Source organism: Actinomyces sp., from assembly GCF_030530635.1.
Classification (GTDB): Bacteria; Actinomycetota; Actinomycetes; order Actinomycetales; family Actinomycetaceae; genus Actinomyces.
In genome coordinates this window covers 1-20,892 of record NZ_JAUMUL010000038.1, presented here as the reverse complement: position 1 = coordinate 20,892, position 20,892 = coordinate 1, and the positions used below count along the sequence as shown (strand labels likewise).

Sequence of the window (20,892 nt, the reverse complement as noted above, 5' to 3'; positions counted from 1 at the left end):
GCACGCGATGGTTGGAGGACCTGGGTGACATTACCCCGAAACACTGGGGACGCCCCGAACCGGTCTGCGGTCCGAGGCGTCCCTGCGTGGGCACAGGCGCAGGATCAGCGCGAGTAGTACTCCACGACCATCTGCACGTCGCAGGTGACCGGGACCTCGTCACGCTTAGGACGGCGTACCAGTTGGGCCTGCAGCTTCTCCAGCTCTACGTTCAGGTACTCGGGTACGGGCGGCAGCACATCGCGGTGCGTACCGGCGGCGGCGACCTGGAAGGGCACCATCACCTGGGAACGGGGACGCACCTGAATGGTCTGACCGGGCTTGACACGGAAGGAGGGGCGGTCGACGACCTTGCCGTCAACCATGATGTGCCGGTGCACGACGCTCTGGCGGGCCTGGGCGATAGTGCGCGCGAAGCCGGCGCGCAGGACGAGGGCGTCCAGGCGCATCTCCAGCAGTTCGACCAGGGATTCACCGGTCCTGCCCTTCTCGCGGCGGGCCTCCTCGAAGACCTTCTGCAGCTGGGCCTCGCGGATACCGTACTGGGCGCGCAGGCGCTGCTTCTCCTTGAGTCGGACGGCGTAGTCGGACTCGGTGCGGCGGCGGGCGCGGCCGTGCTCACCCGGACCGTAGGGACGCTTCTCGAAGTAGCGGACGGCCTTGGGGGTGAGCGGAATGCCGAGGGCGCGTGAGAGGCGCACCTGGCGGCGGGAGCGTGAAGAACTCATATCCTTCTTCCTGTCGGATCGGTTCGCGCGCCGTGAGCGGATGCCCCGGCGCGGGGCCGGCCATGACGGCTGAGGCCCCAGGAGTCCCCGCGCGTCAGGAGACGGCGCGGGCAGCCAGGAAACTCTAGCGCAGCCGAGTCGCATGATGCACGCAGCTCGCATCCGGTGTGAGCCGCCCCTCATCCGCCCTCAGGTGGAGTGTCGGGCTCGAACCAGCGTGGAGAAGATCACGTACACCAGGAACAGGCTGAATAGTATCGAGCCGGTTCGCGGGCTCACCAATCCGGCCGCGACGCTGCCCAGCGGAGACGCGGCGGCGGAGGCGGCACCGACAACGAGCCCCACCCGTAGGTCGGCCACACCGCGGCGCACATTGGTGAAGGAGCCCGACAAGGCGGTGGGTAGCATGACCACCAACGAGGTCCCGCGGGCCAACAGGTCGCCGATGCCGACGGCCAGTTGGCTGCCGGGCACGATCACGGCGCCGCCGCCCACCCCCACGAGCCCGGACACCACACCGGCTACCAGGCCGACTCCCACCAGGGCGGCGCCACTGGCGGGGGTGAGGGTGAGCCCGGCATCGCGCACCGGCACCATTACCTGCTGGGAGACGATCACGATGATCACGAAGGCCACGAAGACCCAGGGCAGGACGCGTCCCGGCAGCGTGTGCAGCAGGCGCACTCCCAGTTGGGCGCCGGCCAACGAGCCGACGATCAGGAAGACGGCCGCCGCCGGTGACACCTGGCCCTGCAAGCCGTAGGAGACGGCACCGACAATCGACGTCGGCACGATCGCGACCAGGGAGGTAGCGGATGCGCGCCGCTGGTCCATGCCGGCGAATGCGACCAGCGCCGGCACGATCACCAGTCCCCCACCGACACCGAACAGGCCCGCCAGGAAACCTGCGCCCAGCCCCATGAGCACGATCGCCGGCCAACGGCGGGGGGTCGAGATGGGGGCGACGGCCGGGGGCGGTGCCGAGTCGGCTACTCGCTGCTCGGCGGATGTGCCCTCGGACTCGACTTCGGGGCTCAAGTCATTGGCATTGGAGGTTGCGCTCACACGCCCGAGCCTATCGTCGCCACCAGCGTTGGCCGTCAGTCGCTCCGCTCCTGCGAATCGTGAGTGATTCGGCGGATGGCCGCCAGCCTTCGCGTGAGCTGCTCTTCGAAGCCGTTGGTGGTGGGCCGGTAGTACTCGGTTCCAACTAACTCGTCGGGCAGGTACTGCTGGGCGACGAGGCCGTGGGGGAAGTCGTGCGGGTAGCGGTAACCGGCGCCGTGGCCCAGGCGCTGGGCACCGGCGTAGTGCGCATCGCGCAGGTGGGCGGGCACCTGCCCGCCTCGTCCCGCACGCACATCCGCCGTGGCCTGACTCATGCCGGCTGCGACCGCGTTGGACTTCGGCGCCATGGCGACCGCCAGGGCAGCCTCGGCGAGCACCAGTTGAGCCTCCGGCATGCCGATCAGGGCGACGGCCTGCTGTGCGGCCACGGCCGTGGACAGCACGCTCGGTTCGGCCAGCCCTACGTCCTCAGCGGCGTGAATGGTGATGCGCCGGGCGATGTAGCGCGGATCCTCCCCGGCGGCGAGCATGCGTGCAAGGTAGTGCAGGGTCGCATCGGGGTCGGAGCCGCGCATGGACTTGATGAAGGCGCTGATTACGTCGTAGTGCTGGTCGCCCTGCCGGTCATAGCGGACGGCGGCCACGTCCGCGGCTCGTTCGACGTCCGCCACGGTTATTGTCGGGGCGGCCTCCTCGACGGTCTGTGCCGCTTGGGCGGCCAGCACGGCGCCGGCCGCCGCCTCCAGCACGGTCAGGGCCTTACGCGCATCCGAGCCGGCCATGCGTACGATCTGCTCGCACGCGTCATCGGCCAATGCGACCGCACCGCCCAGGCCACGTTCATCGGACTGCGCCCGGTTCAGCAGGGTGCGCACGTCGTCGCCATCGAGCGGATGCAGGGTCAGCAATAGGGAACGGGACAGTAGCGGGGCCACCACTGAGAAGCTCGGGTTCTCGGTGGTGGCCGCCATCAGTGTGACCCACCGGTTCTCGACACTGGGCAGCAGCGCATCCTGCTGGGAGCGGGAGAAGCGGTGCACCTCATCGACGAACAGGACGGTCTCCTCCCCCGTGGCCAGACGGCGGCGCGCATCGGTGACGACCTGGCGTATGTCCTTCACGCCGGCGGTGACGGCGGACAACTCCACGAAGCGCCGTCCGGAGCCGCGGGCGACGAGATAGGCGAGCGTGGTTTTACCGGTACCGGGCGGCCCCCACAGGACGACGCTGGCCACTCCCGCTCCCGGAGTGTTCCCGGATACGGGTTCCACCAGACGCCGCAGTGGTGCGCCGGGCGCAAGCAGGTGCTTCTGACCGACCACCTCGTCCAGGGCACGCGGCCGCATCCGCACCGCCAGTGGTGCGCGGGGGTCGACGGGCAGGCCAACGTCGTCCGTTCCGGCGCTCTCAAACAGGTCTGTCCCCTGATTCATGTACACGATTCAACACCTGTTTCTGCATCCTTCCGAGCGGCGGGGCGTTAGAGCACCGGCTGGTCTGTCACACTAGGGATCATGCTCGCCTGGCTCTCCCGTCGCGTCGTCAAGGACGCCTGGATCATCGTCGGCACGTGGGCACTCCTGGCAGGTGTGCTCCTAGTCGTCTCCTTGACGGGTGTGGGTGGTGCGAACCTATTCGACCGGGCGGCTTCCGGGAGCACATCGATAGCCGGCACCAACAGTGCAGAGGGTGAACGTATTCTCGAAACCCTGTCCGGGGACGCCGTGACCGTGACCCTACTGGTCACCGACATAGACGTCTCTGAACCCGACACCCAGCAGGCGGTGGCAGATGCGCTCGAGGAGGCCCACGCGGACCTGCGCGCATTGGTGGGCGAGCAGGGTGTCAACGTGATCGATCCCTTCGTGGTTCCGGGGATGCTGGCCGAGGAGGCCGCGCGACAACTCGCCTCCGCAGACCTCGATGGCTTCCTCATACTCGTGTCCGTCAACCCCAACGGTGACGAGGTGGCCGACCCCGATGATGAGGCGTATGCGGCCGAAGTCGCCCAGATCGTTGCCCAGGTGGAGGCGCGTCTGGCCCGGATTCCCGGGGAGCTCGCGGTGGTCGATCCCGCGGTGCGCGGTATCGTCTCGGACGATGCGCTGATGGCGGCCGCCGTCAATGACCAGGTCAGAGCCGACCTGCTTCGGGGCAGCTTGGTCTGTCTGCCGCTGGTTCTGCTGATCATGGTGCTCGTCTTCGGCGGTTTTCTGGCGGCCGGCATGCCGCTCATCGGTGCACTGGCCGCGATCGCCTGCACCATGGGGGTGCTGTATGTCCTCAGCTTCGCCGCGGACCTGCAGGCCTTCGTCATCAACATCGTCGCGGTGATCAGCCTGGGCCTGGCGATCGACTACGGGCTGCTGATCACCTCGCGGTACCGGGAAGAGCTGACACGTTCCCAGGAAGCGGCGAAGTCCGAGACCGTGGGGCGTCGTCGACGTACCGGGCGGCGGGATCTGCTCATCACCACCTGCTTGACGACGACGCTGGAAACCGCCGGTCGTACAGTGCTGTTCTCGGCGTTGACGGTCGCGGCCTGCATGCTCGGCCTGGTGCTGCTGGGCCCGTCCATCCTGCACTCCGTCGGCATTGCCTGCCTGGCTGCATGCCTGATTGCGGTGGCGGCGGCGCTCACCCTGGTGCCCGCGGTGCTGGTGCTGCTGGGGCGGCGCATGCTGCGACCGCCGCTGCTGCAACGCATCCCCGTGCTCGCGGGCCTGCAGCGTCGGCTGGGAGACGTGGCCGACGACAGGGGCGTGTTCAGGTGGATTGCGCGGCAGGTCCAGAACATGGCCTGGGTGGTTCTGGTGGCCTGTGTGGTGGCGCTGGTGGTTCTGGCGTCTCCGGCACGCCACCTGCACCTGCTCACATCCACCACGGAGCTGCTTCCGGCAGACTCCGACCAACGCGCCTACCTCACCATCCTCAATGAGCAGTACCCGGACGCCCAACAGGATGCCACCGTGATCATCGCCGCCACGGGTGACCGGGTCACCGAGTTCTTGAACCAAGAGGTCTCCGAAGGGCTGGACGGTGTCGCTGGGATCCCCCGAGTCGCCACTGCCGGCAACTACACGGTCGCATACTTCGACATGACCGACGCTCCGTCCTCCCTCGCCGCGGAGCAGACGGTCGCCTCCATCCGGGCGCTGCCTGCGCCGGCCGACATGTGGGTGCTGGGGCAGGCCGCCAGCCAACTCGATGTCCGCGAGTCGATGCTCGCCGCTCTGCCATGGCTGGGAGGCTTCATTGTGTTGGCGACCTTTGCGTTACTGTTCCTCATGACCGGCTCCCTGTTGTTGCCGTTGAAGGCACTGATGATCACGCTGCTGTCGCTGGCGGCCTCACTGGGAGTGCTTACCTGGGTGTTCCAAGAGGGCCATCTGGCCGGGCTGCTCGGCTTCGCGCCCATCGGCGGAGTGGAGGCCTATGTGGTGGTCACGGCACTCGGCGTCGGCTTCGGATTGGCCATGGACTACGAGGTCTTTCTGCTGGGACGTATAAGGGAGTACCGGGACGCCGGAGCGGACACGGACACCGCCGTGGCCAAGGGATTGCAGCGTTCGGGGCGGATTGTCACTTTCGCCGCGCTGATCATGGTGGTCGTATTCCTGGGCTTCGTAAACGGTGAGTTGCTGATCGTCAAGGAGATCGGGTTGGCTTTGGCGATCGTGGTGGCCCTCGATGCCACTCTGGTGCGGATGCTGCTGGTGCCCGCTATCATGACTCTGCTCGGCGATTGGAACTGGTGGGCGCCGGAACCCCTGTTACGACTCTACGAGCGTTATGGCCTCCAAGCCGCCGCTTTACGCCCCGAAGCGTCCGTGCCGGAGCAAGTGCGGCGGTCGGAGCCCGCTACGCAGACCCCCGACCGCCGCCGAGCCGTCGTCGACCGGGTCGACTAAAGCAGGCTGATGTCACCCGCCCCCTCGCGGGCGACCTCGGGGATGTCCTCCGTCAGATCGATGACCGTGGTCGGCTCCGTGGAGGTCACCGGCCCCTCGATGACGACGTCGATCAGGTGGCCGAGTTCGTCCTCGATCTCCCAGCCGTTGGACTCCGGCGTGGTCTGCCCGGGCCTAATGAGGGTGGAGGACAGGATGGGGGCGCCGAACTCCTTCACCAGCGCCTGTGCGATGGCGTGGTCGGGGATGCGTACGCCCAGTGTGTGCTTCTTGGGGTTGAGAGTCATCCGCGGCACCTCCTTGGTGCCTTTGAGGATGAAGGTCCACGGCCCCGGCGTCAGGCGCTTGATCAGCCGGAAGGCATTGTTTCCGACGATGGCCAGCGGCCCGGCCTGGGCGAAGTCGGCGCACACAAAGGTGAAGTTGTGCTTGGAGTCCAGTTGCCGGATGCTGCGAATGCGCTCCAGCCCCTCCTTGTTGCCGGGCGCGCAGGCCAGCGCATAGCCGGAGTCAGTGGGGTAGGCGATGAGTTCACCCGCCCGGAGCCTGTCTACGATCTTGGTGATCAGGCGTGCCTGCGGATTGATGGGGTGCAGCTCGATGTAGCGCGACATGAGGCCATTGTTCCACCGATCACCCCGCCTTGTCGCGCGCCACACTGCGCCTGAGCGGCGGAGCGGCGCACTCAACCGTCGCCACGCCGGTAGGCACTTGGCGTGGTCCGGGTCTCCAACTTGAAGCGCCGGTTGAAGTTGGCGAGGTTGGTATACCCGCTCAATGCGCTGACCCGCGCCACCGGGAGGTCGGTGGTGCGCAGCAGGTGACAGGCGCGGGCAATCCGCCGTCTGCGCACCAGCTCGGAGAAGGTGAGTCCAGCTGTGCTGTGGAAGAAGCGGGAGAAGGCGGAGGGGCTGAGCGCCACCAGGTCGGCGGCACGCGTCATGGAGATCTCTCCCGCCAAATTGGTCTCCACATAGTCCAGGACGGTGTTTATCCGGATGGCGGTGGCATCGTCGAGGCCGGGTACGTAGCCGGCGGTGGCAATCGGGTGTGCCTCCGCGTCGGGTGCGGTCAGGAAGATCTGGACCAGTTCCAGAAGGGCGATCAGGCGACCCAGAGCACCGCGCTCGCCCATCCCCTCCAGCACCTCCGCCGCCCGTGAACGGCTGGTCCCCGAGAGCACGATGCCTCGCCGCGCCCGGTCGGCCAGTACTTGGACGGCGGCCAACTCCGGCAACTGGTCGGCCGCCGCCGAGAAGCGTTCGGGCAGAACTTGGCACAGCACATCACGTTCGGGCAATTCTTCCCCGGGGGCGAGATCGGATAGCCAATTGTGGGGCAGGTGGCGCCCCATCAGGGTGAGCTGTCCGGCGCTGAAATCGACGGCATGGTCGCCCGCCAACATATGTCCGGAACCCGATCGGATCAGGTGAAACTCGATCTCGGGGTGATGGTGCCAACGTGCCAGAGCATTGGGATATCCGTGGCTCCACCACCGTACCGAGGAGCCGATGTCGGGAACGATGACCTCAAGGTCACCGATATCCGCTGAGAGCGGCGGGGTGCCGCCAGATGGACCGGGTGCTTCGGAAGGCCGGTGGGCTGCTGGGGAGGACACGCCGTAGTTGTGTCCATTGCCCGCAACAGCCCACAGGTTCTTGATCATGCCTGCGTCCTTGTCGCGCTGCGGCTCCGCTCAGCCGACCGTGATCTGCAGCTTGACGTCGCCCGGGCGTCCCTCGGCCACCCGGTCGAAGACCTCCTTGGCACGTTCCATCGGGAAGGTCTCGGTGATGAAGGGCTTGAGGTCTATCTTGCCGGCCGCCACCAGGTCGATGGCGCGCTGGTAGACATTGGCATAGCGGAATACCGTCTCGATACGGGTCTCACGCGCCTGCACCTCGGTGACGTCCACGGCGATCGGGTCGACGGGAATTCCTACCAGTACGGTGCGGTTGCCGGGGGCGCCCAGCTTCCACAGGTCCTCGTAGGCCGACGGGTGCCCGGACGCCTCGAAGACCACGTCTGCGCCCCAACCGCCGGTGCGGTCGCTGACGACGTCCAGTAGGCGTTGATCGCGCAGGTCCACGGTGACCACGCCGGGGATCTGGGAGGCGATCTCCAGCTTGACCGGGGACACGTCGGAGACGATGGCGGTGGAGGCACCGCCGGCGAGCGCCGCGGCGGCGGTGAGCATGCCGACCGTGCCACAGCCGGAAACGACGGCGACGTCGCCGGGGTGGATGGCGGCCTTGGTGGCCGCGTGCATACCGACCGCCAGCGGCTCCAGCAGGGCGCCCTCCCCGTAGGAGACGTTGTCCGGCAGATGGTAGGTGAAGGCCGCCGGGTGGATGACCTCCTCGACCAGGCAGCCGTCCACCGGCGGTGTGGCCCAGAAGGACACGGCCGGGTCGACGTTGTACATGCCCATGCGGGAGGCGCGCGAGCTCATGTCCGGCACGCCCGGCTCCATGGCCACCCGGTCGCCGACGGCGAAGTCGGTGACGCCCTCGCCCACCTCCCGTACGGTTCCGGAGGCCTCGTGGCCGAGGATCATCGGCGCCTCAACGACGTAGCGGCCGATGCGGCCGTGCGTGTAATAGTGGACGTCCGAGCCGCAGATACCGACGGTGTGCGGGGCGATGCGCAGCTGGCCGGGGCCGCAGACGAGGTCTCCGGGGACCTCTCGGACGTTGATCTCGTTGCGCTTGTCAAGGACTACAGCCTTCATGGTTTCTTCTCCTTGTGGGTGGTTGTGAGGGGTTGGCGGTGGTGGGCGTGATAAAGAATGGTCAGCGATTAGGTGGGTTCAGGCGTCCACCTCCGCGACGGGTCGGTTGGCGGGTGCCGGTAGGCGCCGCCCATTGCGGTCGAAGCCGGGCTGATCTGGGTGGATGAAGACGGTGATGAGGGAGCCCACCAGGTACAGGGCGGTGTAGGTCCAACACACTCCGGCGACGCCGACATGCGGCAGCAGCATAGTGACCAGTCCGGGGCCGACGAAGGTGGTCAGGCCGGAGGCGAGGTTGTTGGCGGAGATGGCCGCCCCGCGGTGCTCGGGGGCCAGGGCGGGGAACACTGCGGCCATGGGGACGAAAGCGGTGACCCCCATCCCCAGGAGAACGGCGGCGGCGCCGAGGGCGATCATGTTGCCACCGAGGAACTGGGGCACGTAGTAGAAGCCGAGGGTGGCGGCGGCGCAGAACCAGCAGCCGTACCAACGCATCTGCCGCATCCAGCCGTAGCGGTCGCCGATCCAGCCCCAGAAGAGGTTGCCGAAGACCGTGACGGCGAACTGGATGCCCCAGATAGTCATCCACTGCGGCATGGTGAACCACTCCTCGCCGTAACCGCCGGTAGTCAGGTACAGGGGCATGATCACGGGGAATCCGTACAGGCTAAGGTTGCAGATGACGCGCACGATGGCGGTGAGGGCCACCTCTCGGTTGGTACCGAGGATCGTCACGCCCACCGAGAGCCGGCGCAGCGTGTCACTCAGGTCGCCGCGTCTGGGCTGCGGTTCGCCGCGGCCGACGAATACCAGGCATAACAGGCCTCCGGTGATCGTCCAGGCCAAGGAGAACCAGAGCGTTCCCTGCTCACCGATGAAGTTGATGGTGCGGGCGGGGATCCAAGAGCCGAGACAGCCGATGCCGATGGAGTAGGCGGTCCAGAACCACCCCATCGCAGAGGCACGAGAGGCAGCCGGGACCTTCTGGGTGATGTAGACGACGAAGGAGTAGATGAACAGTGGGTACGCCAGGCCACGGCAGGCGTATGCGGCCAGGATTAGCGGGTACATCCGCGAAGGGATCGCAACCGCGATGAACAGCATGTGCAGACCTATCCACAGTCCGGCGCCGATGAGCATGATGCGGCGCACCCCGAAGGTCTCGGCCAGGACGCCGGAGGCCCAGCCGGCCAGAGCGGCCATCAGTCCGTAGGCAGTGATGACGGTCGACGCCTGGGTGGCGGCGAAGCCCAGGGAGACGAGGTACTTGGACAGGAAGGTCAGCTCGAAGCCGTCGCCGGTCATGAATACTGCGATGGCGATGAGCCCGGGGATCAGGATCTTCGGGGGTGTAAGGCGCATGGGTTCCACTCCGTCGTGTCGGCGCGCGGCTCATTCCGCGGTTGTTGGCTAAAGCTTCGCGCCGGGCGCGCACGGGGGTCTTCCGGCTCCGATGCCGGGCAGCAGTACTTTCTTGACTTTCCCGGCGGCGCGCCTGCCGACCAACCCGGCACCCAACTGGCGGTGACGACCGCACTCGGCCGCCAGGCGCCCACAAAGGACCCTGACCCCAGATACCAGGTACAAGGAACAGGGCACCGCCCGTAACCTGACGATCCCCGAGGACGGTCTCGTCCTGATCTCTCGCTAGGAGCATGAGTAGCCGCCTTCAGAGACGTAGTGCGGTAAGGCCGTTAGTATCGGGCACAACCGTTAGGGCTGAGGAGGACCACGATGCCCGGGACAGGCGCACCCGCCTTGAGCGGACAGGTGCTGCTAGCCGCCCATGACCTGAGTGTCGGCTACGGCGAACACGCGGTGTGTGGCCCGGCTACCTTCGCTCTCCGGGCCGGCGAGGCACTGGCACTCGTAGGCGTCAATGGCGCCGGCAAGTCCACCCTGCTGCGCACCTGCCTCGGCCTGCTTCCACCCGTCGACGGTGAGGTAAGACTGCTGGGACGTGTCCCCGATCCGCGTTCGGGTCGGCAGCGCCGGGCGGTGGCATGCGAGTTGGGCGAGGAGTCCTTCTTCCCCGCCCTGACCGTGTCCGAGCACCTGGCACTGGTCTGCTTCGGGCACGCCGTGCCCGATCCTGAGCGGACCACTAGGCAACTGCTGGAGGAATTCGATCTCATCGACCTGGCCGACGCCCTGCCCGAAGAGATGTCCTCGGGACAGCGACGTCGCCTGGCTCTGGCCGCTGCGTTGGCCCGACCGCGGCGCATCCTGGTTGTGGACGAGCCTGAGCAGCGCCTGGACCATGGCACGCGTCGTGCCCTGGCACAGCGCCTGGTCGCCGAGCGGAGAACCGGAGTGGCCGTGCTACTCGCCTGCCACGACGCGGAGTTCGTGCGTACGGTCGCCACGAGCGTGTTGCTGGTAGGCGCCGACACCAATCTGCTCAGCGTCTCCGGTGGGGTGCGTGCCATCACCGAGGGCCGGCTGTGACCGCGGCCTGGGGACATTCCTCCCAAGCACCGCCCCCGGGTCGGGAACTGCGCCGCTGGGTACGGAGCCATACGGCTAGTACCCACAGCCCCTGGGCGATTCTCGGCGACCTCTATGACACGGTGCTTTCCGCGGCAATCCTGGCGGCCATGACCGTCCCGTACCTGACGCGGTTGGGTGCCCGTGCCCCGACGTCCATGCCCGGACCGGCCGTTGCAGATCCGGCCTGGATGGTGCTGTTACTAGCGCTGGTACTGGCGGGGCTGGCGCTGTCTCCGCTGCGGCGGCTGGGCCCGCTGTTCCTGCGGACCCATGAGGCTTCCTGGTGGCTCACCATGCCCGGCGATCGGCGTGGCCTGCTGGACCCCGTGGCCTGGGCAGAGATCGCCTTTGCGATCGCCGCCGGCGGCACGGCCGGATTCCTGTTCGCAGTGGTGGCGGGCACCACAGCGGTGACGGCTGCTGGGACGGTCTTGCTCGGTGGCGGCGGTGGGGCGCTGCTGCTCTTGGCACTGGTACATGCACAGGTGGGTGGGGCAGGCCTGCTCGGTGCGAGACTGACACTGCTGGCTATGGCGGCAGCGGTAGTCGCAGCCGGGGCCTTAGATACACCTTTTCCCCGTCAAACGGGAGAAGGGGTGTTCACGGCGCTGGGTCTGTTCGCGGATCTGACGGCCGCCGTCTGGTGGTACCGGTTGCGGGCCCGGTTGGTTGACATTCCGGATTCACACCTGCTGGAGGTGGCCGCCCGCAACCTGGGTACGCAGGTCTCCTGGCTCTCCCTGGACACTCGCGCACTCGGGCGCCTGCTGTCCGCCCCGGCTCGTCGTCCGGCCCGCCCATCACGCCTGCCGCTGGCCGGGCTGTCGCGTAGCCTGCCCCGAGGGCTGCGCCCGGTGTTGGCCGTGGCTCAGGCGGACTGGCTGCTGCTGTGGCGCCAACCGCGTCGCCCTGTGCAGCTGCTGACGGGGCTGGTCATTGCCCTGTTCCCCCTGACGTCCTCCGGTATCGGCTCGGTCGGCCAGGCCGTCTTCCATCTTTTCGGCGGCTGGGTTGCGGTCCTGGCTCTCGCCGAGCCGGCACGGCGTGCCTGGTTCGACGGCGTGGCGGACGCATCTTGGCCGGTTGGTCCCGTCCTGGTCAGGTGCGGGCACCTGCTGGTGCCGACGGCGGCGATGATCCTCTGGACAGCGCTGACGGTACTCGCCCAGCTACGTGAACAGGCATTACCGTTGACGCTTACCGGGGCGTGCAACATCATCGCTCTCGTGGCGGCGGCGGGTTGCGGTTGGGCCGGTGCGGCGTTGCGGTCGGGGTTCCGGCCCGCACCGGATTTCTCACTGGGACTGATCGCCTCGCCGGTCGGGTCGCTGCCGCCGGGCGCGGTCGCGATGGTAGTGAATGGACCCGACGCCGCCGCCCTGGCCGGGGCACCGACCGCGCTGCTGGCCTCGGGAGTGCCCCCTACGGCGCGACTATTGTTGGCGCAGCTCGCCGTCAGCGCCATTGTCGTCGCCTGGGGGCTGCGGACGGGGCGTCGATCACCATGAATCTGAGATGCTGTCCCGCTCCTGCCACGTCACCTTGTTCTCAACGTTGAAGGAACTGCCGTTCCACACGAAGTCCGCTTCTGCTCCCCCAGTGGCGCAAGCTGCGCAGGCGCCATCAGTGGCTAGGAACTCTCCGATCCATTGCAGGTGGAAACCGTTCTCGATCGGCTTGAGCGTACCCTCTACCGCGGTGATCGATTTGCTCTGATAGGGCCCCGCCGCCAGCTGTATGGCAGTATCGAGAGCGGGCGGAGCGAAAGCATCGTCGTAGAAGCCGATGTGGTCGTAGACCAGGTTGCCGCCGCCCCAGCAGGAGAAATCCACCGCCCGGTACGGCTTACCATCCAGTGTCACTACGGCGGTCTGCTTGACCGTCACGCTCATCCGGATAGTGCCCTCCTCCAGACCGGCATAACCATCAACGAAGGTTATCGGCCTCTCGTCGTCAGTCTCCCATCCGCATTGGTCCGGCACGATCACCTCGCCGTTGCGGAATGCGTCCTCGTCCGGCACTGAAACATCTGCGGCGAGCGGCTGCGGCGTCGCCGTGGACTGCGGTTCCTGCGCCAGGGGAACTGGCGTAACGGCAGTTGACTGCCCGGCGCCCGGTGAGCCCTCGGTAGTCGTCGAGATTGGAGTAGCCGACGCCGCACCCGAGGTGCCCGGGCCCGCGTCCCGATTCGCCGGACCACAGCCCACGGCGGCTCCGGCCACGATCAACGCGGTCACGATGGCAGCGGCCCGGGCTCCCCTGGCACGGTCCGGCACGGATAAGACGAACATCACATCCCGGTTCTCTTGTGAACTAATCGTTTCCGGCGCGGTAGAGGTCGATGCCGGCCCCGGGAACCGCCTCAATCAGGCGCCTGGTGTAATCCTCACGCGGGTTGGCGAACAGCTCGTCACTCGGCCCGGCCTCCACAACCCGTCCCTGTTCCATGACGACGACGTCGTCGGCGAGCAGGCGCACCACCGCCAGGTCGTGGGTGATAAACAGGTAACTCAACTCCAGTTCCGCCTGCAGACTCGACAGCAGCTTGAGGATCTGCGCCTGCACCAGTACGTCCAGAGCGGATACGGCCTCATCCAAGACGACAATCTCCGGTCGCAGGGCCAAGGCGCGGGCAATGGCCACACGCTGGCGCTGGCCACCCGACAACTCGCCCGGGTAACGGCGCATGGCGGAGCGTGGCAATGCCACCATATCCAGCAGCTCGGCGACTCGCTGCTCGCGCTCCTTGCGTGTGCCCACCCGATGCACCCGCAGTGGTTCCTCCACGGAGGAGAACACCGAATACATGGGATCCAGTGAGCCGTAGGGGTTCTGGAACACGGGCTGCATGACTCGCCGCAGCCTGAACAACTCCTGCTGGTTCAGCGTGGAAAGGTCGGTGCCCTGGTGGAACACTTTTCCACTGGTGGGGTCGATCAGGTTCAGGATGATGTTGGCCACAGTCGACTTACCCGATCCGGACTCACCGACCAGCGCCAGGGTGGTGCCCTTGCGCAGACCGAAGCTGACGTCGTCGACGGCCTTGAAGGTATTGGCCTTCACCTTGGCGCCGCGCACCGGAAAGACCTTGGTCAGGTGCTCAACCCGCAGCACCTGCTGGGTGGACGAGCTGCCCAGGCCCGCGCCCAGCAGTTCCTCCTCGGTGGTCTCCACGCCGCGGGCATGAGCCTGTTCGATGCGGTGGGAGGCGAGCGAGGGTGCCGCCCGCACCAGCCGCTTCGTGTATGGGTGCCGGGGATCTTGCAGAATCTCCAGACTGGGGCCTGATTCGACGACGCGTCCCCGATGCATGACCACCAGGTGCTCGGCACGCTCCGCTGCCAACCCCAGGTCATGGGTGATCAGCAGCATGGCAGTGCCATGCTCGCGGGTCAGGGTCTGCAGGTGGTCGAGGATGACCCGTTGCACGGTGACATCCAGGGCACTGGTCGGCTCGTCGGCGATGAGCAGGCTCGGGTCAGCGGCCATACCGATGGCGATCAGCGCCCGTTGACGCATGCCTCCGGAGAACTCGTGTGGGTACTGCTTAGCGCGGCGGGCGGCGTCCGGTAGACCGGCCTCGGTGAGAAGCTCGGTCACCCGCCGGTCCAGCTCGCCGCCCGGCACCACGTTGTTGGCGCGCAGCGCCTCCTTGACCTGGTTGCCGATGGACCAGACCGGATTGAGATTACTCATCGGATCCTGTGGCACCAGGCCGATGCGCGCCCCCCGCAACGCGGTCATCTCCTTGGTGGAGGCACGCGTCAGATCGTGTCCCTCAAACAGGATCTTCCCGCCAGTGACGCGACCGGTCCCGGGCAGCAGTCCGATGACGGCGTGGGCGGTGGTTGACTTGCCGGAACCGGACTCCCCCACGATGGCCACGGACTGGCCCGGGTAAACGGTCAGGCTGGCCTCGCGCACTGCCGGAACCATGCCGGTTGAGGACCGGAAGGCCACTTGAAGGTCACGGATCTCCAGCAGCGGCCGGTCCGGATCCGGGCGCCTGGCCGCAGCGTTGGTTCCTGTCATGGTATTCACATTCGCCTTGCTCATTTGCGGGTCTTGGGGTCGAGGGCGTCGCGCACGACGTCACCCATCATGATGAAACCGAGTACCGTCAGGGCCAGGGCACCGGCCGGGTAGAACAGGATGCCGGGGGCGCTACGCAGTGAGGACTGGGCCGCGGAGATGTCCGCTCCCCAGGAGACGATCGTGGCGGGCAGACCGATCCCCAGGAAGGACATGGTCGCCTCGGTGACGATGTAGGAGCCGAGCGAAACCGTGGCCGTGACGATGATCGGCGCCGCCGCATTGGGCAGGATATGGCGGAACATGGTTGCCCATCTTCCGGCGCCCAACGCCGTCGAGGCGGTGACGAACTCGTCATTCTTGACGGACATGACTGCCCCACGGGTAATGCGGGCTATCTGCGGCCAGCCGAAGATGCCCAGAACCAGCACCACCGTGAACACGGAGCGATGTGTCTTGAACATACTCATCACCACGATGGCGGCGAGCATGAAGGGAACGGCGAAGAAGATATCGGTGACCCGCGACAGCAGGGCGTCGAACCACCCGCCGAAGTAGCCCGCAATGGCACCGATCATGGAGCCTACGGCCACCACCAGCAGGGTGGTCAACACCCCGACGCTCACGGAGGCGCGCGCACCGTAAATGGTGCGGGCGTAGATGTCGCAGCCCTGCTTGTCGAAACCGAAGGGATGGCCGGATCGCGCCGGTGCTAAGGAGTTGCTCAATTCACAGAAGCGGGGGTCGGTGTTGGTGAACAGGCCCGGCGCCACCGCGAGGGCCACGGCGGCCAGGATCAGCAGCGCGGCGGCCCAGAAAAGGGCACGGCGACGCAGCCGCTTCCAGGCCTCGCCCCACATTGAGGCTGGCGCGGACTCATCGGCCACGGCGTCTACCGCACCCAGGCCAGTCTCATCGATGTCGGAGACGAAGCGCTCCTGGCCGGGGCGAGTGGCGGTGAGCCCACCGCCGGGTTTAAGAGTGTCAGGCATAGCGGATCCTCGGATCGAGGGCGGCGTAGAGCAGGTCCACGAGCAGGTTGGAGATGATGAAAACGAGCACGAGTACGGTGGTGAAGGACACTACCGTCGTACTCTGGCCTTGAAGGATTGCCCGATACAGGGTGCCGCCGACGCCGTGGATGTTGAAGATTCCCTCGGTGACAATGGCCCCACCCATCAGCGCTCCCAGGTCGGCCCCCAGGAAGGTCACTACCGGAATCAGCGAGTTGCGCAGGATGTGATGAGTGACCACGCGCCGCTCGGAGATGCCCTTGGCGCGGGCGGTGCGCACGTAGTCGGCGGCCAGACTCTCCCCCACGGAGGTCCGGGTGAGCCGCAGCACATAGGCGAAGGAGACGGCGGCGAGCACAAGGGCGGGCATGAGCAGCTCCTTGATACCCGGATTGCTGCCCGCAGTCACCGGCAGCCAACCTGCCTTGATGCCCACGAAGAACTGCAACACGAAACCGATGACGAAGGTGGGCACGGCGATCACCGTCATGGAGATGACCAGCACGGTGGCGTCGAAGAAGCCTCCTCGACGCAATCCGGCCAGGGTTCCGATGATGATCCCGAATACGGCTTCCAGCACCAGCGCCATCAGGGCGAGCTTGATGGTGACCGGGAAGGCCTGCGCCATTACCTCGGCGACGGGCTGGCGGGAGAAGGTGGTTCCGAAGTCACCGGTGAAGATTCCCTTGATGTACAGCAGGTACTGGACGATGAAGGGCTGATCCAGGTTGTACTCGGCGCGGATCTGGGCGACGACGGCGTCGGACAGGGCGCGCTCCCCGCCCAAAGCGGCCACTGGGTCGCCGGGCAGGGCGAAGACCATGGCGTAGATCAGGAAAGTGGCCCCGAAGAAGACGGGGACCATCTGCAGCAGTCTGCGTCCGACATAGCGGAGCATGGTGGGTCCTCCTGTAGCTAGCGGTCACGCCGTTGGAGGCGGACGGCACCCGCCCGCCCCCAACGGCCAGGAGTGTCAGGCCTTGGTGATGGCGTGGTAGAGCGGCACGGAGTTCCAACCCCACTTGACGTCGGAGACCAGTGTCGAGTACCCGCCGAAGCCGTTCTGGTACCACAGCGGAATGGCCGGCAGATCAGCGAACAGCAGCGTCTGGGCACGCTGGTGAAGCTTGAGCGCCTCGTCGGCGTCGGTCGTCTGCGCCGCCTGGTCCAGCAGACCGTCGAACTCGGCGTTGGCGTAATCGGCATCGTTGGAGCCGGCCTTGGTGCGGTACTGGGCACCCAGGAAATTGGCCATGGACGGATAGTCTGCCTGCCAACCGGTGCGGAAACCGGAGTCGATGGCGCGCTTAGTGACGTCGTCGCGCAACTCCTGGAAGGCGGGGTAGGACTTGCCGGACGCCTCAATGCCGAGGGTGTTCTTAATGGAGTTGCACACGGCATCCACCCAGGTCTGGTGAGGGCCATCAGCGTTGTAGGCGATCGTGAACGCGCCCTCGAAGGGGCTGATCGCATCGGCGGCCGCCCAGGCCGCCTTGGCGGCCTCGGGGTCGTAGGCGAGTACCTCGTTGCCCTCCACGTTCTCGGTCCAGCCGTCAATCACCGGAGAGGTGAAGTCGGAGGCCGGAGTGCGCGTGCCATTGTAGATCGTGTCGCAGATCTCCTTCCGGTTGATGGCCAGGGACAGGGCCTTACGACGCAGGCGACCCTCCTCGTCCATCTTGAAGTGCTCAGTGCCGACGTTGATGGAGAAGCACTGGACGACGGCGCCGGGCTGGTTCACGGCCCGGTCACCCAGGTCGTCGTTGAAGGTGGCCAGAGCCGAGTCCGGGATGGCGTCTAGGACGTCGACGGCGTCCGACTGGAGATCGGCGTAGGCGGCGTCGTAGTCGGTGTAGAACACGAAGGTGACACCGTCGTTGGCGGCCTTGCGGGGGCCGGCGTAATCGGGATTGGCAACCAGCTCGGCACGGTCGTTGTGGGTCCAGTTGGCAAGCGTGTAGGGACCGTTGCCGACCGGCTTCTGACCGAATGCCTCCATGTCCTCGTAGGCGGACTCCGGCAACGGATAGAAGGCGGAGTAGCCCAGGCGCAGTGGGAAGTCCGACTGCGGCTCGGTCAGGGTGATGGTGAACTCCGTGTCGGAGACCTTCTTCAGGCCCGTCAGCTCGGAGTCCTTCTCCTCGGAGAATCCTTCAATGGGCTCGTAGAAGTAGTTGGACAGGTGGGCGTTGGACGCGAGCGCGCCGTAGTTCCAAGCCTTGATGAAGGAGTCGGAGGTGACGGGCGTGCCGTCGGAGAAGGTCCAGCCCTCGTTGAGGGTTACGGTGAAGGTCTTGTTGTCATCGGTGGTGACGTCCTTAGCGACCTCGTTGACCACGGCGCCGTCGGCGTCGTAGCTGAACAGGCCGGCGAAGAGCAGATCGACGATACGTCCGCCGCCCACCTCGTTGGTGTTGGACGGGATGAGCGGGTTCTGCGGCTCGGTGCTGTAGGCGAGCACGGGATTGCCTGCGGCCGAGTCGTCGGAGGTGGTGTTGGAACCGCATGCTGCCAGGGACAACAGCACGGCCGTTGAGGCTGCTCCAATGCCGAAGGCGCGGCGAGAGATGACAGTAGCGGTATTCATGATCCTCTATGTGGTTGTACCGGTACGAATGAGTGTGCGGGCCCAGCTGCGGCTACGCGTCCCGATGTCGATGCGACGCATCGACGGCCAAGGCTATTCACACGCGCCTGAGAATACACACGTCGGCGTGAAAACGAATCAGGTGGTCAGTCCGCCTGCTCCGGCACGGCGTCGACACCGGCCTCCTGGCGCTGCTCAGGTGTGATCGGTGCCGGAGCGTCCGTCAGTGGGTCGTAGCCGCCCCCGGACTTCGGGAAGGCGATCACGTCACGGATGGAGTCGGCATGGGTCAGCAGCGCGACGATGCGGTCCCAGCCGAAAGCGATACCGCCGTGCGGCGGAGCGCCGAACTTGAAGGCGTCCAGCAGGAAACCGAACTTCTCCTGGGCGTCCTCGGGGCCGATTCCCATGACATTGAACACACGCTCCTGCACGTCACGGCGGTGGATACGTATGGAACCACCGCCGATCTCGTTGCCGTTGCAAACGATGTCGTAGGCGTAGGCAAGTGCGGAGCCGGGATCGGTGTCGAAGGTGTCCAGGCACTCGGGCTTGGGCGAGGTGAAGGCGTGGTGGACAGCAGTCCAGGCGGATTCGCCCAGAGCCACATCTCCCTCCGCCTTGGCCTCCGCGGCAGGGTTGAACAGCGGCGCATCCACCACCCAGACGAAGGACCAGGCGCCGGCGTCGATCAGGTCGCAGCGCTTGCCGATCTCCAGGCGGGCTGCGCCGAGCAGGGCGCGGGAGGCCTCCGCGGTGCCGGCGGCGAAGAAGATGCAGTCGCCCGGCCTCGCCCCTGCGGCGGCGGCCAGGCCCGCGCGCTCGGCGTCGGTGATGTTCTTGGCGACCGGTCCGCCGAGGCCGCCGTCGTCGTCGACAGTGACATAGGCCAGGCCGCGGGCGCCGCGTTGGCGGGCCCACTCCTGCCAGGCGTCGAAGGTGCGGCGAGACTGCGACGCCCCGCCTGGCATCACTACAGCCCCCACATAGGGCTGGCGGAAGACGCGGAAGCTGGTGTCCTTGAAGAAATCGGTCAGATCCACCAACTCAACACCGAAGCGCAGATCCGGCTTGTCGGTGCCGTAGCGCTCCATGGCGTCGTGGTAAGTCATGCGCGGGATCGGGGTGGGCAGGTCGTAGTCGATGAGCGCCCAAACCTCCCTGAGCACGTCCTCGGCTACCTCGATCACATCCTCCTGGTCCACGAAGCTCATCTCAACGTCCAGTTGAGTGAACTCAGGCTGGCGGTCGGCGCGGAAGTCCTCGTCCCGGTAACAGCGGGCAATCTGGTAGTAGCGCTCCATACCAGCGACCATAAGTAACTGCTTGAACAGCTGCGGGCTCTGCGGCAGGGCGTACCAGGAGCCGGGGGCCAGCCGGGCGGGGACCAGGAAGTCGCGGGCACCCTCCGGGGTGGAGCGGGTCAGGGTGGGGGTCTCGATCTCGACGAAGTCATGAGTATCGAGCACCCGCCGCGCGGCCTGGGAAACCTTGGAGCGCAGGCGCATGGCATGCTGCATCGGAGTGCGACGCAGATCGAGGTAACGGTACTTCAGACGGGTCTCCTCACCCACCTGGCCGGAGTCCTCGGCATGATCGGACACTTGGAGGGGCAGCGCGGCGGCGGGATTAAGAATCTGCACGTCGGAGACGACGACCTCGATCTCGCCAGTGGGCAGATTGGGGTTCGCGTTGCCCTCGGGCCTGGCTGCCACCTCACCGGTCACCTGGAGCACGTACTCGGCACGCAGATCGTGGGCGATCTCCTCGCGGATGACTACCTGAGCGATGCCGGAGGCGTCACGTAGGTCGATGAAGGCGACGCCGCCATGATCGCGGCGGCGATCCACCCATCCGGCAAGTGTGACTACTTCTCCAATGTCGGCGGCGCGCAGGGTGCCTGCGTCGCGGGTTCGCATCACGGTGCTGATTCCTTCCGTTGGGGACGCATGGCCGGCGTCCTGCGGGGCGCACCGCGAGACGGGCGGGCACCGGCGGTGATACTACGCCGGTGCCGGCCCGACAACGCCCTGCGCTGGTTCAAGCACGTCCCTATCACCCCGACACCGACCTCATCGCCGGGCCGGAACCACCACACTCCAGAACGGAAGAACCCCTTAAGGTCACCACGCACGCCGGAACGATCTGCCAGAACCGGCACCAAAACACCGATCAGGCCGCCGTAAGACTGACCGACGAGTGCAACGTAAGCCGGGAGGGTTACTCATAGGGGGGTGAGGGGTGCCGACGCGCCCGTGTGTTGGCTGAGTACCGGGATGGCTCGTTCCTGCGTGGATTCGTTTGTTCACCGAATCGCCTCAAGGAACGAGCC

The 20,892-nt window shown here is 66.6% G+C and carries 16 protein-coding genes; 3 read left to right on the top strand and 13 right to left on the bottom strand.

Going from position 1 to position 20,892, the window contains the following annotated elements; translation table 11 throughout:
* Window positions 1-104: 104 nt before the first annotated feature.
* The 3 genes from rpsD to Q4A20_RS09585 form a co-directional block, all read right to left on the bottom strand.
* Window positions 105-728 carry a 30S ribosomal protein S4 gene (rpsD, locus tag Q4A20_RS09595; RefSeq protein ID WP_303122526.1) on the bottom strand — a complete coding sequence of 208 codons (624 nt, stop codon included), beginning with the start codon at window positions 726-728 and terminating at the stop codon, window positions 105-107.
* Window positions 729-917: 189 nt separating this feature from the next.
* Complete coding sequence (locus Q4A20_RS09590; protein ID WP_368502464.1) at window positions 918-1,793, bottom strand: sulfite exporter TauE/SafE family protein; 876 nt, start codon at window positions 1,791-1,793, stop codon at window positions 918-920.
* Between the two features lie 35 nt (window positions 1,794-1,828).
* The gene (locus tag Q4A20_RS09585; protein WP_303122525.1) at window positions 1,829-3,229 is read right to left on the bottom strand and encodes a replication-associated recombination protein A; all 1,401 of its coding nucleotides are present in this window, start codon (window positions 3,227-3,229) and stop codon (window positions 1,829-1,831) included.
* Between the two features lie 81 nt (window positions 3,230-3,310).
* On the opposite strand from Q4A20_RS09585, the gene Q4A20_RS09580 reads away from it, so the two are divergent.
* A complete protein-coding gene (locus tag Q4A20_RS09580) occupies window positions 3,311-5,707 on the top strand; it encodes an MMPL family transporter (RefSeq protein ID WP_303122524.1) in 2,397 nt (798 codons plus the stop codon).
* Here Q4A20_RS09580 and Q4A20_RS09575 read toward each other — a convergent pair.
* The 4 genes from Q4A20_RS09575 to Q4A20_RS09560 all read right to left on the bottom strand — a co-directional run bounded on the left by Q4A20_RS09575 (window position 5,704) and on the right by Q4A20_RS09560 (window position 9,800).
* Window positions 5,704-6,321 (bottom strand): L-threonylcarbamoyladenylate synthase, encoded by a 618-nt coding sequence (locus Q4A20_RS09575; RefSeq protein WP_303122523.1) that lies wholly within the window; start codon window positions 6,319-6,321, stop codon window positions 5,704-5,706. The two genes, Q4A20_RS09580 and Q4A20_RS09575, sit on opposite strands and share 4 nt — an antisense overlap.
* 71 nt (window positions 6,322-6,392) lie before the next feature.
* A complete protein-coding gene (locus Q4A20_RS09570; protein ID WP_303122522.1) occupies window positions 6,393-7,373 on the bottom strand; it encodes an AraC family transcriptional regulator in 981 nt (326 codons plus the stop codon).
* A 30-nt stretch (window positions 7,374-7,403) separates the two neighbouring features.
* Window positions 7,404-8,438, bottom strand: coding sequence for an NAD(P)-dependent alcohol dehydrogenase (locus tag Q4A20_RS09565; RefSeq protein ID WP_303122521.1), 1,035 nt, complete (start codon window positions 8,436-8,438; stop codon window positions 7,404-7,406).
* Between the two features lie 78 nt (window positions 8,439-8,516).
* Window positions 8,517-9,800, bottom strand: coding sequence for an MFS transporter (locus Q4A20_RS09560; RefSeq protein WP_303122520.1), 1,284 nt, complete (start codon window positions 9,798-9,800; stop codon window positions 8,517-8,519).
* Window positions 9,801-10,172: 372 nt separating this feature from the next.
* On the opposite strand from Q4A20_RS09560, the gene Q4A20_RS09555 reads away from it, so the two are divergent.
* Together Q4A20_RS09555 and Q4A20_RS09550 are read left to right on the top strand one after the other, a co-directional pair.
* A complete protein-coding gene (locus Q4A20_RS09555) occupies window positions 10,173-10,886 on the top strand; it encodes an ATP-binding cassette domain-containing protein (RefSeq protein ID WP_303122519.1) in 714 nt (237 codons plus the stop codon).
* Entirely contained in the window at window positions 10,883-12,436 is a 1,554-nt protein-coding gene (locus Q4A20_RS09550; RefSeq protein WP_303122518.1) for a DUF6297 family protein, read from the top strand. Before Q4A20_RS09555 ends, Q4A20_RS09550 begins: the two co-directional genes overlap by 4 nt.
* On the opposite strand, the gene Q4A20_RS09545 is transcribed toward Q4A20_RS09550, so the two are convergent.
* The 6 genes from Q4A20_RS09545 to aspS all read right to left on the bottom strand — a co-directional run bounded on the left by Q4A20_RS09545 (window position 12,428) and on the right by aspS (window position 20,482).
* Window positions 12,428-12,949 (bottom strand): hypothetical protein, encoded by a 522-nt coding sequence (locus tag Q4A20_RS09545; protein WP_303122517.1) that lies wholly within the window; start codon window positions 12,947-12,949, stop codon window positions 12,428-12,430. The two genes, Q4A20_RS09550 and Q4A20_RS09545, sit on opposite strands and share 9 nt — an antisense overlap.
* A gap of 292 nt (window positions 12,950-13,241) precedes the next feature.
* Window positions 13,242-14,960, bottom strand: a complete 1,719-nt coding sequence (locus Q4A20_RS09540) for an ABC transporter ATP-binding protein (RefSeq protein WP_303122516.1) — start codon at window positions 14,958-14,960, stop codon at window positions 13,242-13,244.
* 20 nt (window positions 14,961-14,980) lie between these two features.
* A complete protein-coding gene (locus tag Q4A20_RS09535; protein ID WP_303122515.1) occupies window positions 14,981-15,952 on the bottom strand; it encodes an ABC transporter permease in 972 nt (323 codons plus the stop codon).
* Complete coding sequence (locus tag Q4A20_RS09530; RefSeq protein ID WP_303122514.1) at window positions 15,945-16,871, bottom strand: ABC transporter permease; 927 nt, start codon at window positions 16,869-16,871, stop codon at window positions 15,945-15,947. The genes Q4A20_RS09535 and Q4A20_RS09530 overlap by 8 nt, the downstream gene beginning before the upstream one ends.
* A 75-nt stretch (window positions 16,872-16,946) precedes the next feature.
* Entirely contained in the window at window positions 16,947-18,560 is a 1,614-nt protein-coding gene (locus tag Q4A20_RS09525; protein ID WP_303122513.1) for an ABC transporter substrate-binding protein, read from the bottom strand.
* Between the two features lie 146 nt (window positions 18,561-18,706).
* Window positions 18,707-20,482 carry an aspartate--tRNA ligase gene (gene aspS, locus Q4A20_RS09520; RefSeq protein ID WP_303122512.1) on the bottom strand — a complete coding sequence of 592 codons (1,776 nt, stop codon included), beginning with the start codon at window positions 20,480-20,482 and terminating at the stop codon, window positions 18,707-18,709.
* Window positions 20,483-20,892 lie beyond the last annotated feature (410 nt).